This window comes from Brevundimonas lenta, assembly GCF_014196335.1.
Classification (GTDB): domain Bacteria; phylum Pseudomonadota; class Alphaproteobacteria; order Caulobacterales; family Caulobacteraceae; genus Brevundimonas; species Brevundimonas lenta.
Window position 1 is genome coordinate 338,944 of the sequence record NZ_JACIDM010000002.1, and the last position, 14,731, is coordinate 353,674.

The 14,731-nt window shown below is 68.6% G+C and carries 17 protein-coding genes; 6 read left to right on the forward strand and 11 right to left on the reverse strand.

The window, feature by feature from the left end:
- Positions 1–110: 110 nt before the first annotated feature.
- The gene (locus GGR12_RS09150) at positions 111–329 is read right to left on the reverse strand and encodes an SHOCT domain-containing protein (RefSeq protein ID WP_221212310.1); all 219 of its coding nucleotides are present in this window, start codon (positions 327–329) and stop codon (positions 111–113) included.
- Between the two features lie 428 nt (positions 330–757).
- Here GGR12_RS09150 and GGR12_RS09155 point away from each other — a divergent pair, with 428 nt between their 5' ends.
- Positions 758–1,381 (forward strand): carbonic anhydrase, encoded by a 624-nt coding sequence (locus GGR12_RS09155; RefSeq protein ID WP_183204111.1) that lies wholly within the window; start codon positions 758–760, stop codon positions 1,379–1,381.
- Here the strand turns inward: GGR12_RS09155 and GGR12_RS09160 are convergent.
- The 3 genes from GGR12_RS09160 to GGR12_RS09170 are packed head-to-tail and all read right to left on the reverse strand — an operon-like array spanning position 1,308 to position 3,279.
- Positions 1,308–1,964 carry a hypothetical protein gene (locus GGR12_RS09160; RefSeq protein WP_183204112.1) on the reverse strand — a complete coding sequence of 219 codons (657 nt, stop codon included), beginning with the start codon at positions 1,962–1,964 and terminating at the stop codon, positions 1,308–1,310. The genes GGR12_RS09155 and GGR12_RS09160 overlap by 74 nt on opposite strands.
- Positions 1,910–2,779 carry an NAD(P)-dependent oxidoreductase gene (locus GGR12_RS09165; protein WP_183204113.1) on the reverse strand — a complete coding sequence of 290 codons (870 nt, stop codon included), beginning with the start codon at positions 2,777–2,779 and terminating at the stop codon, positions 1,910–1,912. The genes GGR12_RS09160 and GGR12_RS09165 overlap by 55 nt, the downstream gene beginning before the upstream one ends.
- On the reverse strand, positions 2,776–3,279 hold the full coding sequence (locus GGR12_RS09170) for a flavin reductase (protein ID WP_183204114.1): 504 nt from the start codon (positions 3,277–3,279) through the stop codon (positions 2,776–2,778). Before GGR12_RS09170 ends, GGR12_RS09165 begins: the two co-directional genes overlap by 4 nt.
- A gap of 138 nt (positions 3,280–3,417) precedes the next feature.
- Between GGR12_RS09170 and GGR12_RS09175 the strand changes: the two genes are divergently transcribed.
- Together GGR12_RS09175 and GGR12_RS09180 are read left to right on the forward strand one after the other, a co-directional pair.
- Positions 3,418–4,320, forward strand: a complete 903-nt coding sequence (locus GGR12_RS09175; RefSeq protein WP_183204115.1) for a flagellar motor protein MotB — start codon at positions 3,418–3,420, stop codon at positions 4,318–4,320.
- A 127-nt stretch (positions 4,321–4,447) separates the two neighbouring features.
- Positions 4,448–5,191, forward strand: coding sequence for an arginyltransferase (locus GGR12_RS09180; RefSeq protein ID WP_183204116.1), 744 nt, complete (start codon positions 4,448–4,450; stop codon positions 5,189–5,191).
- On the opposite strand, the gene GGR12_RS09185 is transcribed toward GGR12_RS09180, so the two are convergent.
- From GGR12_RS09185 to GGR12_RS09205, 5 genes are read right to left on the reverse strand one after another with little or no spacing between them, the layout of a single operon-like run.
- Positions 5,188–5,481 (reverse strand): DUF6958 family protein, encoded by a 294-nt coding sequence (locus GGR12_RS09185; RefSeq protein WP_183204117.1) that lies wholly within the window; start codon positions 5,479–5,481, stop codon positions 5,188–5,190. The genes GGR12_RS09180 and GGR12_RS09185 overlap by 4 nt on opposite strands.
- Before the next feature lie 10 nt (positions 5,482–5,491).
- On the reverse strand, positions 5,492–6,517 hold the full coding sequence (locus tag GGR12_RS09190) for a M48 family metallopeptidase (RefSeq protein WP_183204118.1): 1,026 nt from the start codon (positions 6,515–6,517) through the stop codon (positions 5,492–5,494).
- Between the two features lie 9 nt (positions 6,518–6,526).
- A complete protein-coding gene (locus GGR12_RS09195) occupies positions 6,527–7,126 on the reverse strand; it encodes a LemA family protein (protein WP_343053183.1) in 600 nt (199 codons plus the stop codon).
- A 54-nt stretch (positions 7,127–7,180) separates the two neighbouring features.
- Complete coding sequence (gene parC / locus GGR12_RS09200; RefSeq protein ID WP_183204119.1) at positions 7,181–9,382, reverse strand: DNA topoisomerase IV subunit A; 2,202 nt, start codon at positions 9,380–9,382, stop codon at positions 7,181–7,183.
- Between the two features lie 32 nt (positions 9,383–9,414).
- Positions 9,415–10,233 carry a hypothetical protein gene (locus tag GGR12_RS09205; RefSeq protein ID WP_183204120.1) on the reverse strand — a complete coding sequence of 273 codons (819 nt, stop codon included), beginning with the start codon at positions 10,231–10,233 and terminating at the stop codon, positions 9,415–9,417.
- On the opposite strand from GGR12_RS09205, the gene GGR12_RS09210 reads away from it, so the two are divergent.
- Positions 10,190–11,038: an SDR family NAD(P)-dependent oxidoreductase gene (locus tag GGR12_RS09210; RefSeq protein WP_183204121.1), complete on the forward strand. Its 849-nt coding sequence runs from the start codon at positions 10,190–10,192 to the stop codon at positions 11,036–11,038. The two genes, GGR12_RS09205 and GGR12_RS09210, sit on opposite strands and share 44 nt — an antisense overlap.
- Here the strand turns inward: GGR12_RS09210 and recO are convergent.
- Positions 11,035–11,766 carry a DNA repair protein RecO gene (recO, locus tag GGR12_RS09215; RefSeq protein WP_183204122.1) on the reverse strand — a complete coding sequence of 244 codons (732 nt, stop codon included), beginning with the start codon at positions 11,764–11,766 and terminating at the stop codon, positions 11,035–11,037. The two genes, GGR12_RS09210 and recO, sit on opposite strands and share 4 nt — an antisense overlap.
- Before the next feature lie 73 nt (positions 11,767–11,839).
- Here recO and GGR12_RS09220 point away from each other — a divergent pair, with 73 nt between their 5' ends.
- Together GGR12_RS09220 and GGR12_RS09225 are read left to right on the forward strand one after the other, a co-directional pair.
- Positions 11,840–12,787, forward strand: a complete 948-nt coding sequence (locus GGR12_RS09220) for a hypothetical protein (protein ID WP_183204123.1) — start codon at positions 11,840–11,842, stop codon at positions 12,785–12,787.
- A 2-nt stretch (positions 12,788–12,789) separates the two neighbouring features.
- Positions 12,790–13,740 (forward strand): hypothetical protein, encoded by a 951-nt coding sequence (locus GGR12_RS09225; protein WP_183204124.1) that lies wholly within the window; start codon positions 12,790–12,792, stop codon positions 13,738–13,740.
- Here GGR12_RS09225 and GGR12_RS09230 read toward each other — a convergent pair.
- The gene (locus GGR12_RS09230; protein ID WP_183204125.1) at positions 13,724–14,659 is read right to left on the reverse strand and encodes a nuclear transport factor 2 family protein; all 936 of its coding nucleotides are present in this window, start codon (positions 14,657–14,659) and stop codon (positions 13,724–13,726) included. The two genes, GGR12_RS09225 and GGR12_RS09230, sit on opposite strands and share 17 nt — an antisense overlap.
- Between the last annotated feature and the right edge of the window lie 72 nt (positions 14,660–14,731).

A 14,731-nucleotide genomic window follows, 5' to 3' on the forward strand; every position in this document is an offset into this window, starting at 1 on the left:
GGAAAGGGCGGTTGATCGGAGGATCGGCGGCCCTTTTTCCTGCCATCCGGAGTGCGCCTAAGATATATTATGCGAAATCCGATATGGCGGTTTGGCGCACCGGAACCTCGTCAGTGAAGGATTCGGGCCTTCTGGGTGGCGAACTCCTCGTCCGTCAGGACGCCGGACGCATGCAGCTCAGCGAGGGTCTTGAGCTGTTCAAGGTCTGTTGCCGACAATCCGGACGGCGCCGCCACTGGCGGCGTGTCCGGCGCAGCCGCGGCCTGTCTGCCGGCGACCTTGCCTGAGACGGCTGTGGCGGTTCCGGCGATAACCGCCGTACGCGCCACGGTTTTCGCCGTTCGGCCGATAAGGCCCGGTCCGCTACGTCTCATGATCATTTCCGGGCTCCTTCTTCCGGACGGTCCTGCGGCCGTGCCGTACGAAGCCGGCTCCGCAGCGTCTCTCGCAATGTGAGACTATCCGCCTGCCGATCCGCCGGGTCCATCGGGGTTACCCCCAAGGGTGCGCCGTCCGGGCGACGGTTCCCGACAAGCTTCACCATTCGCGGTTTTGACCCTTGACCTTCATCGCTCCGTCGAACACAGGCGTTAATGTTGGTTAACGTCGTTCGTGGAGAGTTGTTATGGGATGGCTTTTCGGGCGGAAGAAGCCGCGCGCAGGACACCCGGCACAGCCTCTCGTCATCGAAGAGGCTCCGCCTGTGGCAAATGCACCTGCCCCTGCCCCCCTGCCCGGTCCGGACGAAGCGCTGGCCATGCTGCTGGAAGGAAACGCAGCCTTCCTGCGCGGCGAGAACAACCTGGGTCACGTGAAGGCCGGCGATCTGGACGATCTGCAGGGCGGACAACACCCGATCGCGACCATCGTCGGCTGCGCCGACAGCCGCACGCCGCCGACCATTCTGTTCAATCAGGGCTTCGGCCGACTGTTCAGCATCCGCGTGGCCGGCAATACGGTCGACCGGCGCGGTCTGGCCTCGATCGTCTATGCCGTGAAGCACCTGCATTGCCCGCTGGTGGTGGTCATGGGCCACACCGGCTGCGGCGCGGTGGCGGCGGCCGAGGCGATCGTCGACGGCAAGGCGCAGATGGATCCGTCACTGGAAGAGATGATCGTGCCGATCATACCGGCCGTGCTGGACGCCCGGCGTTCGGGCGCCGCCGACATGGCCCTGCGCGCCGTCGAGGAGAACGCCCGTCGCGTCGCCGAAAAGCTGGTGACCGCCGACACCTCGCTGGCCGACGCCATCAAGGCCGGCAAGCTGAAGGTCGTGGCGGCCGTGAAGCAGATGCATTCGGGCGAGGTCAGGTTCCTTGAGATGTCGCCTTCGCCCGCGCCTTCGGCCGGGGCTCACGCCGGGGAGCTGGAGCCGGCCTGACTCCGCCAGGAGGCAGGCCCCGCTCCAGTCGCCACAGCTCCAGCACGGCGACCAGCTGCCGGGCGCGCCATAGGCCGATCATATAAATCGCGGCGCCGATGGTCAGCATGGCGACCAGGTTCAGCACCAGCTCGTGGTGGTCGCGGAAGGTTGCAATCAGGCTGTCCGGCATGACTTCGGCCAGACCCAGCACGATCGTCACGGGGATGCTGATGTAGCCCAGCGCGACGAGCTGGAACATCTGCTGGTGCCGGGCGGCGTTCAGCGCCGCCAGCGCCGTGGTGCCTTCGAACTGGTCTGGCGCGGCGTCCAGAAGCGCGAAGGACCGCAGGGTCGACCGGTTGCGACGCAGGCCTGAAACGAAGTCGTTGCCGAAATAGCCCCACGAGCCGGGCGTGGTCAGCCAACTGGCCGGCGCGCCCAGGATGCTGAATTCCTTTTTCAGGCCCCACCACAAGTCCCAGACCGGATGCGGCGCAGTGCGGGCCTTCCAGAACGGACGCGACCGGAACAGGCCGGCGGCTGTCTTCAGGCCGGACGCTTCCGGTCCTGCAACCTCGCCGCCAGACTCGACGTGTCCCATCGCGATCCCCCCATGGACTGCACTTCGGAATAAAACTGATCCACCAGGGCCGTCAGCGCCAGGTGGCTGCCGTTGGCGCGCGCCTCATCCAGCACGAGGCCGAGATCCTTGCGCATCCAGTCGACGGCGAAGCCGAAGTCGAAGCGACCCTCGGCCATCGTCTTCCAGCGATTGTCCATCTGCCACGACTGGGCCGCGCCCTTCGACACGGCCGCGTAGGCGGCGTCGGTGTCGAGCCCGGCCTGCTGGGCGAAATGGACCGCCTCGGCGAGACCCTGGACGACGCCGGCGATGCAGATCTGGTTGACCATCTTGGTCAGCTGGCCGGCGCCCGAGGGCCCCATGTGCTGGATCGCCTTCGAATAGGATTTCAGCGCCGGTTCGACCCGGGCCAGGGCGTCGGCGTCGCCGCCGGCCATCACGCTGAGCTGGCCGTTCTCGGCGCCCGCCTGACCGCCCGAGACGGGGGCGTCGATGAAGAAGGCCCCCTGCCCCGCCGCCAGGGCTGACATCTCGCGCGCGACCTTCGCCGAGGTCGTGGTGTGGTCGACGATCACGGCGCCCGGCGCCAGATGCGGCAGGGCCTCGGCCACGACCTGGCGGACGTCGTCATCGTTGCCGACGCACAGGATGAAGAGTTCGGCGTCGCGCGCGGCGTCGGCGACGGTGGCGGCGAAGGTCCCGCCCGTCGCCGCGGCCCAGGTCAGCGCCTTGTCGGGCGAACGGTTGTAGCCGGCGGCGGGGAAGCCGGCGGCGATCAGGTGGCGGCCCATTGGCGCGCCCATCACGCCCAGTCCCGCGAAACCGGTCTTCATGCGTCGTCTCCCAGCGACCCGTAGCGGCCGCGCCAGAACGTGAGGGCCGCGCCGTCGGTCGAGGTGAAGGCCTCGACGCGGCCGACGATGACCATGTGATCGCCCATCTGGATGCGGTCGTGGGCGGCGCACTCAAACCGGGCGAGCGCCTCGGTCAGGCACGGCGGCCCGTCACCGCAGCGTTCGAACTCGTCGTCCTTGAGCAGGGCCACGCCCCGCGCGAACCGCGCCGCCTTCTCGCGATCTTCCGCCGGCAGGATATGCAGGGCGAACCGCCCGGCGGCGGCGAAAGCGGACCAGCGCTCTGAACGCTCGTCGAGGCACCACAGGATCAGGCGCGGTTCGAGCGAGACCGAGGTGAACGAGTTGATGGTCAGGCCCAGCGGCCCCTGGTCGCTGTCGGCCGTGACCACGCACACGCCGGTCGCGAAGGCGCCCAGCGCCCGGCGATACGCCACGGTGTCGGCGGATGGGGCGAGCGGTGGCGGTTCAAGGGTCACCACCCCGACCTAAGGGAGGCCGGCTGTCGCGGCAAGCGGCGGAAGGGGCGTCGGAGCCGCCAAAAACATTGCAAACGGGTTCTTAACGACGATCGGCGACCCTGGGGCTTACGTACCCGGTTCCGCGAGCCTGTTTCCATGTCCATGAGCGATCGCCCGATCCTCATCAAGAAGGTCAAGAAGGTGGCTGGTCACGGCCACCACGGCGGCGCGTGGAAGGTGGCCTACGCCGACTTCGTCACCGCGATGATGGCCTTCTTCCTGCTGATGTGGCTGATCAACACGACCGATCCGGAACAGAAGCGCGGCATCGCTGAATATTTCGCGCCGGCCAGCGTCTCGCAGACCACGTCGGGCTCGGGCGGCATCCTGGGCGGGACGTCGCTGGGCGACGACGGAGCCAAGGGCGCGGGCGCCATGTCGGTGATCACCCAGCTGGCGCCGGAAGCGCCGCCGGACGCGCCGCAGGAAGCCGGCCAGAGCGCCAATCTGGCCGCCGCCAGCGAGGCCGAACTGCGCGAGGAGATCGCCCGCCGCGAGGCCGCCGACTTCGCCTCGGCCGCCGAGTCGCTGCGCCAGGCTATGCAGTCGATGCCGGAACTGGCGGAACTGTCGAAACAACTGATCATCGACCAGACGCCGGAAGGCCTGCGTATCCAGCTGGTCGACCAGGAAGGCCGGTCGATGTTCGAGCAGAACTCGGCCCGCCCGAACGCACGCGCCCAGTTGCTGCTGCGGGCCATTTCGCGGGTCATCAACCAGTTGCCGAACCGCATCTCGATCACCGGCCACACCTCGGCGGCGCCGGGCTCGAACCGGGCGACGGGGCCGAACGACTGGACCCTGTCGTCGGCGCGGGCCAACGCCTCGCGGCTGATCCTGCAGGGCGCGGGCGTCGATCCGGACCGGGTCTACCAGGTCTCGGGCAAGGCGGGCTCCGATCCGCTGTATCCCGACGATCCGACCCTGGCGGGCAACCGCCGGATCGCCATCGTGCTGCTGCGCGAGGCGCCGGTCCTGCCTACGGACACCAGCCTGTGACCCCCGGCCTGCCGCTTCGATATCGGGCGGCGGGCGAACGGGCTTGCGCCGGGGAGCGACGCAGCGCCAAATCCGTTTATGCGTGGGTTGTCAAAATCCCGGCGGAATTGGATGCGGACGTAAGGCCGTGACGCAGTTTGTCCCCCAGCGCCAGCTTCGCTTCTACATGACGTCCGTGGCGCCGTGCCCCTATCTGCCGGGCCAGACGGAGCGGAAGGTGTTCGCCAACCTGCCGTTCAGCGACGGCGCACATGTGAATGACGAGCTGACCCAGGCCGGGTTCCGGCGCAGCCAGAACATCGCCTACCGCCCGGCGTGCGAGACCTGCGACGCCTGCGTGTCGGTGCGCATTCCGGTGGCGGAGTTCGCCTTTTCCAGGTCGCAGCGACGGATCCTGAAGCGCAACGACGACCTGTCGCGCGATCTGGTCGAGGCCGAGGCGACGACGGAGCAGTTCGACCTGCTGCGCCGCTATCTGGCGTCGCGCCATCCCGGCGGCGGGATGACCGGCATGGCCTGGCTGGACTATGTGGCGATGGTTGAGGATACGGCCGTGCGCACGCATCTGATCGAGTACCGCCTGCCCTCCTCCGACGGCGGGCCGGGCGACCTGGTCGGCGTGTGCCTGACCGACCTGCTCTCGGACGGCCTGTCGATGGTCTACAGCTTCTTCGACCCGACGATGGACAGCCGCAGCCTGGGCCGGTTCGCCATCCTGGATCATGCACGTCAGGCGCAGGCGGTCGGCCTGCCGTTCGTCTACCTGGGCTACTGGGTCCGGGGCTCGCAGAAGATGGACTACAAGGCCAGCTTCCGGCCGATGGAGCAGCTGACCCGCCTGGGCTGGGAGCGGATGGCCGACCCGGCCTAGGTCTTCCTGAGCCGCACGGGCGACTTCGGCCCGCGCACGATCACGCCCTTCGCCTCCAGGTCCAGCTGAACGCATTTGGCCCACCAGCCGGCGGTGGCTCCGCCCGGGAACAGGTCGTCCGGGAGAGCGGGCTTCACTGCGGTCAGGATTTCCGCGGGCGTGGCGCCGGGGTCGCCCGAGGGCACGGCCTTCAGATAGGCGTCGCGCATGGCCTCGTACTTGTCGGCGTTGACCGCCGTCGGCTTGCCGCCGCTGACGGCGTTCTCGACCAGGATGGTGCGTGGCGGCATCCGGGGCTCCTCAGGTGATGGGGACCGATGTGGTCGCGCGAGGCAGGGGATCAGGCGGGCCGCCGCTCCAGGGGCCGGGGTCGCGGCCGCCGCCGAACTTCACCAGCGCCTCGATGCGCTTGCCGATCGGCGGATGGCTGGCGAACAGGCCTTCGAGACCCTTTCCGTCCGGCTGGTTGTCGAGGAACAACTGCTGGACCTCGTCCACGGCGGGGACGGAGGAGCGGCCCTCGACCTTGCGCAGGGCCGAGATCATGGAGTCGGGGTTCTTGGTCAGCTCGACCGCCCCGGCATCGGCGACGTACTCGCGGCTGCGCGAGAGCATCATGCGGATGACGATGGCGAGGATGAAGCCGATGGCGGCGAAGGCCAGGCCGATCAGGAGCAGCGGGCCGGCGTTGTTGTTCTTCGATCGCCCCCGGCCGAGGTAGAACAGGCCCCGGAAGACCAGCTCGGCGATGACGCTGATGATGCCGGCGAAGATCGAGGCGATGACCATCGTCCGCACGTCCTTGTTGATGACGTGGGTCAACTCGTGGGCCAGCACCGCCTCAAGCTCGTCGCGGGTCAGAGAGTTCACGAGGCCGCGGGTGACGGTGATGCTGTAGCGGCCCTCATGCAGGCCGGTGGCGAAGGCGTTGAGGCTGTCGCTCTCGATGACGCGCAATGTGGGCGTCTTCAGGCCGCGGGAGATCGCGAGGTTTTCCAGCAGGTTGTAGAGCTCGGGTTCAGACCGTCTCTCAACCTTCCGGGCCCCGGTCATGGCGTCGATCATGACCTGGTTGCCGAAGTAGGCGATGACGAACCAGATACCCGCGGCGACCAGGGCCATGGGGATGGTCCAGCCCAGCCAGGAGGCTGCCAGGAACATGTCGTCGTCCAGCCCCCTGCCCGTCCCCGGCAGCATGCCCAGACCCATGAGGATCAGCTGCACGCCGTACAGGATGAAGACCAGCAGCACGGGGAAGGCCGCCAGCAGCAGGATCGATCGCGTATTGTTCGCCCAGATGTGGGTCTGGAGCCCGACGGCGCCCATGGGACTGACTTAGAACTTCACCTGCGGCGGCGCGGCGTTCATGGCGGCGCGGTCGGCCTCGCCCACGTCGAAGAAGGGCTTGTCCGCGCCGAAGCCGAACAGGCCGGCGAACAGGACCGTCGGGAACGAGCGACGCACGGCGTTGAACTCGCTGACGGCGTTGTTGAAGAAGCGACGGGCGGCGGCGAGCTTGTTCTCGATGTCCGAGAGTTCGGCCTGCAACTGCTGGAAATTGGCGTTGGCCTTGAGGTCCGGATAGGCCTCGGCGACGGCGAACAGCCGGCCCAGGGCGCCGGTCAGCATGTTCTCGGCGGCGACCTTGTCGTTGACCGAGGTCGCGCCGGCGGCTGCGGCCCGGGCGGCGGTGACGGCGTCCAGGGTGCCGCGCTCGTGCGTGGCGTAGCCCTTCACGGTCTCGACGAGGTTCGGGATCAGGTCCTGGCGCTGCTTCAGCTGCACGTCGATGTCGGCGAAGGACTGGTCGGCCCGCTGGTCCAGCGCGACCAGCCGGTTGTAGCCGCCCGCGACGACGAACAGCAGGATGAGGACGATGACGCCGATGACGATCAGGGTGATCATTTCGATCTCCAGCACGGCCGGTTGAGCCACCCCCGAACTATCGCGCGATATGGCTCAGCCTGAAAATGACATCCGCGTCACCGTTTAGCGGAACTTCCGGAGGCCCCGCGGGCCTTGGCGGCCGGCCTGGGCGCGTTTGCCGAGCCAGTCCTTCCAGTCGGGCCAGTTGCGGCGACGGCCGCCGCCGTCGGCCCATTCCGGTCCCTGCTCGGCGTTGAACACCGAGACGTCAGCCAGGCCGCCCTGTTTGAAGTTCTGCAGCTTCACGCCCTTGCCGCGTCCCATTTCGGGCAGTTCGGCGATCGGGAAGATCAGCGCCTTGATGTTCTCGCCGATGGTGGCGACGTGGTCGCCGGTGACGCGCAGCGCCGCCAGCAGGTCACCGTTCAGCACCTGTTTGCCGCCGCGCTTCTGGGCCAGCAGGTCGTCCTCCGGCGCGACGAAGCCGTAGCCGGCCTTCGAGGCGATCAGCAGCTTGCCGCCCGGCTGGTGGGCCAGGATGTTGATGATGTCGGCCTTCTCGTCGAGCTCGATCATCAGGCGCAGCGGCTCGCCGTGGCCGCGGCCCGAGGCCAGCTTGTCGGCGCCGATGGTGAAGATGCGGCCGTCCGAGGCGGCCACCAGCAGCTTGTCGGTCGTGTATGCCGGGACGAGGAAGGCCAGGCTGTCGCCTTCCTTGAACTTCAGCTCCGACGGGTCCTCGACCTTGCCCTTTGCGGCGCGGATCCAGCCGCGCTCGGACAGGATGACGGTGATGGCTTCGCGCGGGATGAAGGCCTCGACCGGGGCGTAGGCCGAGGTGTCGACGGCTTCCGAGATCGTGGTCCGGCGCGGCGAGACCAGCGCCTTGCGGACCGCCTCGAGGTCCTTGCCGATCTGCTTCCACTGTTTCGCCGGGGACGACGAGAGCGATTGCAGGTTGGCAAGTTCTTCGGACAGTTCCTTGTATTCGTTCTCGATCGCCATTTCCTCGATCCGCGCCAGCTGGCGCAGCCGGGTATCGAGGATGTAGTCGGCCTGCATCTCGGTCAGGCCGAAGCGCGCGATCAGGACGGCCTTGGGCTGTTCCTCCTCGCGGACGATGCGGATGACCTCGTCAAGGTTGAGGAAGACGATCCGCAGGCCTTCCAGGAGGTGCAGTCGCTTCTCGACCCGCTCGATGCGCCACTGGGCGCGGCGGACCAGCACTTCCTGGCGGTGATCGAGGAAGGCCCGCAGGCAGGCCTTGAGGCCCATGACGCGCGGCGTGCCGCTGGCGTCGAGGACGTTCATGTTGATCGGGAAGCGGACTTCCAGATCGGAAAGCTTGAACAGGCTTTCCATAAGGACTTCAGGCTCGACCGTCCGGGACTTCGGCTCGATGATGAGGCGAATGTCCTCCGCCGACTCGTCGCGGACGTCGGCCAGAAGCGGAGCCTTCTTGTTCTCGATCAGGTCGGCGAGGTCGGCGATCAGCTTCGACTTCTGGACCTGGTAGGGCATCTCGGTGACGACGATGCGCCACACGCCGCGGCCGAGATCCTCGGTCTCCCAGCGGGCGCGCAGGCGAACGCCGCCGCGGCCGGTCTCATAGGCGTCGAGAATGGAGGCGTGGCCCTCGACGGCGACGCCGCCGGTCGGGAAGTCCGGTCCCGGGACGATGGTCGCCAGCTCTTCGGTCGTCGCTTCGGGACGCTCCAGCAGCAGGTGGCAGGCGTCGATCAGCTCGCCGACGTTGTGCGGCGGGATCGAGGTGGCCATGCCGACGGCGATGCCGGACGAGCCGTTGGCCAGCAGGTTCGGGAAGCCGGCCGGCAGGACGATCGGCTCCTCGTCCTGATCGTCATAGGTGGAGCGGAAGTCGACGGCGTTCTGGTCGATGCCGTCCATCAGCAGGACGGCGGCGGCGGTCAGCTTGCACTCGGTGTAGCGCATGGCTGCGGCGTTATCGCCGTCGATGTTGCCGAAATTGCCCTGCCCGTCGACCAGCGGATAGCGCTGCGAGAAGTCCTGGGCCAGGCGGACCAGGGCGTCATAGATCGAGGCGTCGCCGTGCGGGTGATAGCTGCCCATCACCTCGCCGACGACCTTGGCGCATTTGCGCGCCGCGGCCTGCGGGTTCAGGCGCATCTGGTGCATGGCGTACATGATGCGCCGGTGCACCGGCTTGAAGCCGTCGCGGACGTCCGGGAGGGCCCGGTTGGTGATGGTCGACAGGGCGTAGGCGAGATAGCGCTTCGACAGCGCCTCGCTCATCGGCTCGTCGACGATGCGACCGCCTTCCGGCGGCGGGGTGTGAACGGTCATGGGATCCGAATCGGCAATCTGAACCTGGAAGTCTAGCCGTCAGAGTCCGGTCCGCCGTGAATTTCAGCGGACTTTCCGGACATATCGGACTCTGTCCCCAGCCCGAACGGGTTGGTCTCCAGATGATCGCCGACAGAGCGCAGCATTCCCGCGCGCAGATAGTCTGCGCGACTGAATGGACGCACGTCCACGTCGATCTGCGTCCGGACCCGCACCGTCAGATGCACCAGCCGCATCCATGCCGCTGCTTCGTTCGGCGAATCCAGCGCCGCGGCCTCGGCCGCCCGCCGGAAAGCGAAGCGGCACATGTTGACCCCGTCCGGCAGGAACAGGAGATCGTGCATGTCCTGATTGTTGACGTCGAGGATGTCGGTCAGCTCGGGCAAGGCCTCGATCTCGTTGTCGATGCGGTCACCGAGGTTTCTGTAGCGCTGGCGCGGCCGCGCCTCCCGGCGCCAGCCTTCCTGGGCGGCGCGGCGGCGAACCGAACGGTCGGTCAGGCCGTAGCGCTCGGCGATCACGCCTGTGGAGACGCCTGCGAGATAGTCCTCCCGGGCTTCGGCCCAGGTTTCGTCGGAGAGGCGGGTGCGGGGTTTCGGGTCGTTGTTTGTCATGGGCGCATTATCCGGCGAGCCCTGAACATGGCGCGTCGAATGATGCAGAGGCGCCCGGGGCCATTGTTCCGGCAGATGTTTTTCGCCGGCGATATGGTGGCAGACCGCGATCGTGCGCAGGAATTCCGCGTCGGAGTTGCCCGGGGACACGCGCGTCGCCATCTGCGTCCAGATCACATCTGGAGGCTGTTCGATGTCCCATCCGGCTCTCGTTCCCGGCGCGGTCGCCTTCGTCACGGGCGGCGCATCCGGGATAGGCCTGGCGGCGGCGCGCCGCTTCGCCGGCCTCGGTCTGCACGTCGTCATCGCGGACCTCGGGGCGGAGCGCCTCAAACAGGCGGTCGCCGATCTTCAGGACAGCGCGGCCGCCGGCGTTGAGATCGTCGGGCTGGAGGTCGACGTGTCGGACCGCGCCGCGCTGGAGACGGCCGAGGCCACGGTCGCGGACCGGTTCGGCGGGACCGACGTGCTGATGAACAATGCAGCCATCCAGATTCCGAACGACGCATTCGGCTCCGGAGCCGACTGGCGGCGCCTGATGCGCGTGAACGTCTGGGGCGTGATCGACGGCAGCCAGGTCTTCGCGCCCCGGATGGTCGAGCGCGGCCGGCGCGGCCTGATCATCAACACCGGCTCGAAACAGGGCATCACCACCCCGCCCGGCAATCCGGCCTACAACGTCAGCAAGGCGGCGGTGAAAGCCTATACCGAGGCGCTGGCGCACCAGCTGCGCAACACCGGGGCGGCGACCATCAGCGCCCACCTGCTGATCCCCGGCTTCGTCTGGACGCCGCTGGCGTCCGGCGGCCGTCAGGAACGTCCGGCCGGGGCCTGGACGTCGGAACTGACGGTCGACTTCATGCTGGAGCGGCTGGAGGCCGGCGACTTCTACATCCTGTGTCCCGACAACGACGTCGATCGGGCGCTGGATGAGAAGCGCATCGCCTGGGCCGTGGGCGACATCATCAACAACCGCCCCGCCCTGTCGCGCTGGCACCCGGACTATGCGGCGCAGTTCGAGGCGTTTGCGGCGGGGGCCTAGAGCCGCCCCGCTTCCCGCAGCTTGTCGACCATCCAGACGCGCGCGGGCGGGATGGGGCGGTTTTGCGGGTGGAAGACGAACTGTTCGAGGAAATGGCCGGTGAGGTCCAGGCCTGAGCCGACGTCGCCCTCGCCCAGCCCCGCCTGGGCGCCGAGCATGAAGGGCGGGAGCTTCAGCAGCTTGTCGGCATAGGGCGCGCCTGCTTCGCGGCTGACGGCGCGGCCGGTGCGGGGGCTGACCCAGACCAGATCGTCCATGCCGCCGGTAACGGCGCAGCGGCTGAGGTCGAGGCCGAAGCCGAGGTCTTCCAGCAGGCCCGCCTCGAAGCGGACGAAGATGGCGGGCCAGACGTCCGGCAGGGCGAAGGCGGCCATCAGGGCCTCGAAAGCGAAGAAGGCGCCGGGGTGGGGTTCGCGCTCGGGCAGCGCGCCCTGCGCCACCGCGGCGGCGGCGGCCAGGCCGGTGAGGGCCAGGGGATCGTCGAACAGGGCGCTGGGCCCCTCCCCCACCGGCTCCAGCCGTGCCGAGCCCAGGTGATCGGACGTCCGGGCCCGATAGTCGGCGACGACCCGCGCCCCCGCCTGCAGGAAGGGCTTCATCCGCCGCGACGCGCCGCCGGCGACATAGGCCGCCCGGCGTCCGTGGGACTCGGTCAGCAGTTCGACGACGACGCCTGTGTCGCCATGCGCACGGGCCGACAGAACGTAGGCGTCCTCGGTGAAGTCCATAGGTCCAGACCTAGTCGGCGGTCGGGCGGCGCGCTAGCGTAACCTGATCGTGAGGGGCGCCGGGGGGCGGACAATGGACAAATTCACCGGCCGCCGCCGCGCGACCTGGCAATCGAAGCTGCCGCCGTGGCCGTTCGTGATCGTCGCCTTTGTGCTGGCGGGCGTCGGCTGCTGGCTGGCCGGTCCGCTGTTCAGCGGCATCGTGTTCGGCGACGGCACCAACGGCGGCCGGGCCATGGTCTGGATGAAGACCGCCTCCAACATCGTGCTGCCTGCCGTGCTGGTCGGGGTCGCCGTGGGCGCGCTGCTGAACGCGATCTATCTGGCGCCGGCGGGACGTCACGGGGCGCTGATGTGGACGGCCCTGCTGGTCGGCCTGGGCGTCATCGTGGGCGCGCCGGCCAGCGTGGCGCGGGGCTTCGTGGCGGACAAGGTCGGCTATGAGATGCGGCTGCAGACTTCGGCCGCCGAAGCGCGGGCGGAGTCGCGGCGCAGCGAAGCGGACCTGAACCATCGGCTGGGCCTGCTGCTGCACAACAATCCGTTCGAGCCGTCGCGGCTGGCGGCCGAGGATGGGCTGGAAGACGCACGCAAGGCCATCGCCGGGCATCGCGACCTGATCGCCGCGGCGCGCCGCGACTACGGGCCGGGACAGGTCAAGGCGCGCGCCGCTCTGGCCGGGGCCATCGTCGGCGAGATGGATCGCGAGGCGGTTCTGGACCGGTTCGACGAGGCGGCGGGCCCGCGCAAGGCGCTGATGGAGCGCATCTGGGCCGCCCACGACCGGATCATCGCCCTGCGCGAGGACGAGTTGGCGGCGCTGTCCGCCAACCGCAGCGGCTGGCGCAAGGCGCCGGGCGGGGCGGAAATCACCAGCCGGCCCCTGCTGGTCCGCATCCGCCGCATCGAGGCGGGCCTTGATCAGGTGTTCGACGAGGTGCGGACCGCCGAGATCGAGCTGGCGCAACTGGATTACGAAACCGACGCCGGCATCGACCGCGTCCTGAAGGCTGCGAAGTAGCGATGAGTGAAGAAGAGATCAGGTATTCCGGCGACGCGTTCACGACGCCGCGGAAGCGCAAGAAGACGACCTGGCCGTGGTTGGCCGTGGGGCTGGTCGCCGTCGTCATCCTGACGGTGATCATGGGCGCCGGCTGGACGCCGCAGGACGAAGGCAGCGCCGCGTACAATCTCGGCTATGCGCTCGGCGCGACGCTGGGGCGGGCGCTGCTGGCCGCGGGCGTGGTCTATCTGCCGATCTGGCTGTTCGCTGTGCGGCCCGCCAAGAAGGGTAACGGCGGGAAGTATTTCGGCATCCTCCTGGGCGTGGCCTGCCTCTTCAGCGTGCTGGTCACGCTGGTCGCGACCGGCGCCGCGAGCAACCGCCATACCGAGGAGCAGATCCGGGTGGTGCTGTCCCAGGCGGTCGCTGAACGGACCGCCCAACGCGAAGCCCTTCTGGCCGAAGTGGCGAAGGTGTCGGAAAACGATGTGTTCAATCCGCGCGTGCTGAAGTCGGCCGGCGGCTATCAGAAGGCGCGGAACGAGATCGCCCGTCGACGGGCGCTGGTCGAGAAGGCGCGGACGGACGGAGAGGCGCTGCGCCTGCGGACGCGCGAGCGGCTGGGCGCGGTCTTCACAAACGAGCGCCAGCGCGAGGCGGCCTATCGCAATTTCGACGCGGGCGGCGCGACGCGCAAGGCGGAGTTCGACGCCTACTGGGGCCTGCAGGAAGAGGCGCTGAAGAACCTTGAGGCGCAGATCGCCCTGGCCGAGCGCGTGCCGTGGCAGGTCGAGCAGAATCAGATCGCCTTCTTCCGCCAGGCCGACCTGAACGCCTTCAACCGGCTGGTGATCGAGAACCGTCGTCTGGTGGCCGAGATCGAGCGGGCCGAGACGGCCATCAACGCCAAGACCGAAGAGGCCCAGGCTGAGGTCGAGCGCGAGGTCGGCGCCCTTACGCCGGCAGAGTGACGGCGGCGGCCCGGATGCGGGCCGTCATGTCCCTCGCCAGGGCGTTGGGGATCGGGAACGTCAGAGCATAGAGGGCGACGCGCCATTTGCCGTCGTCGCCCCGGACCAGCACGCCCGTGCCGCGGCTGGTGCCGTAGGACTCGCTGTCCAGCGCCTCGTCGAACCACACGATGCAGCGGCAGTCCAGCGGGGCCAGGGTGAGCGAGCGGGAGCGCGGGGTGTAGGTCCAGCCCTTGCCCTGGGCGAAGTAGGGTTCGGCGAAGGCGCGGAATTCCGCGACGGACCAGCGCTCGGTCACGTCGGTGCCGATGTAGACGCCGTCGGGATCAAAGAGATCGAAATAGGTGGCGCCGTCGGCGGCGGCGGCGGCGCGGTGGACGGCGTCCAGGGTCGCGGCGGCGGCCAGTTCCTCGGGCGTATCGGCGGGCTCGCCGGGGGCGTCGACGACCGGCGTGGCGGCTTCGAAGGCGCGGATCTCGCCGGTCATCTCTTTCGCCAGATCGTTGGGGATCGGATAGCTGAGGGCGTAGCGGAGCACGCGCCAGTCGTCGCCCTCGCGGACCAGCATCCCCTCCCCGCGCGCCGTGCCGTAGGTCTGGCTGTCCAGCAGCTCGTCGAACCAGGCCACGCATTCGCAGGGGTCAGGCGCGAGGGTCACGTGGCGTTCGCGCGCCGAATAGGTCCAGCCCTCGCCGCGGGCGAAGATCGGCTGGGCGAAGGCGACGAAGGCGTCGTGGTCCCAGCGCTCGGATGTTTCGTTACCCACCCAGACCAGGCCGGGGGCCAGGCGGGCCTCCCAGGCGGCGCTGTCGGCGCGGGCGGCGGCGGCGTGCATGTCGGTCAGGGCGGCGGCGGCCTGCTGTTCCGGCGCCGTCTGCGGCGACAGGGCGATCAGGGCGGCGGCGACGAAAGGCAGCATGGCGGGCTCCGGAACGGTCGTCCCTGCATAGCCGTCGAAATGCATTTAACCGAACGGTTGACAACGCGTGGA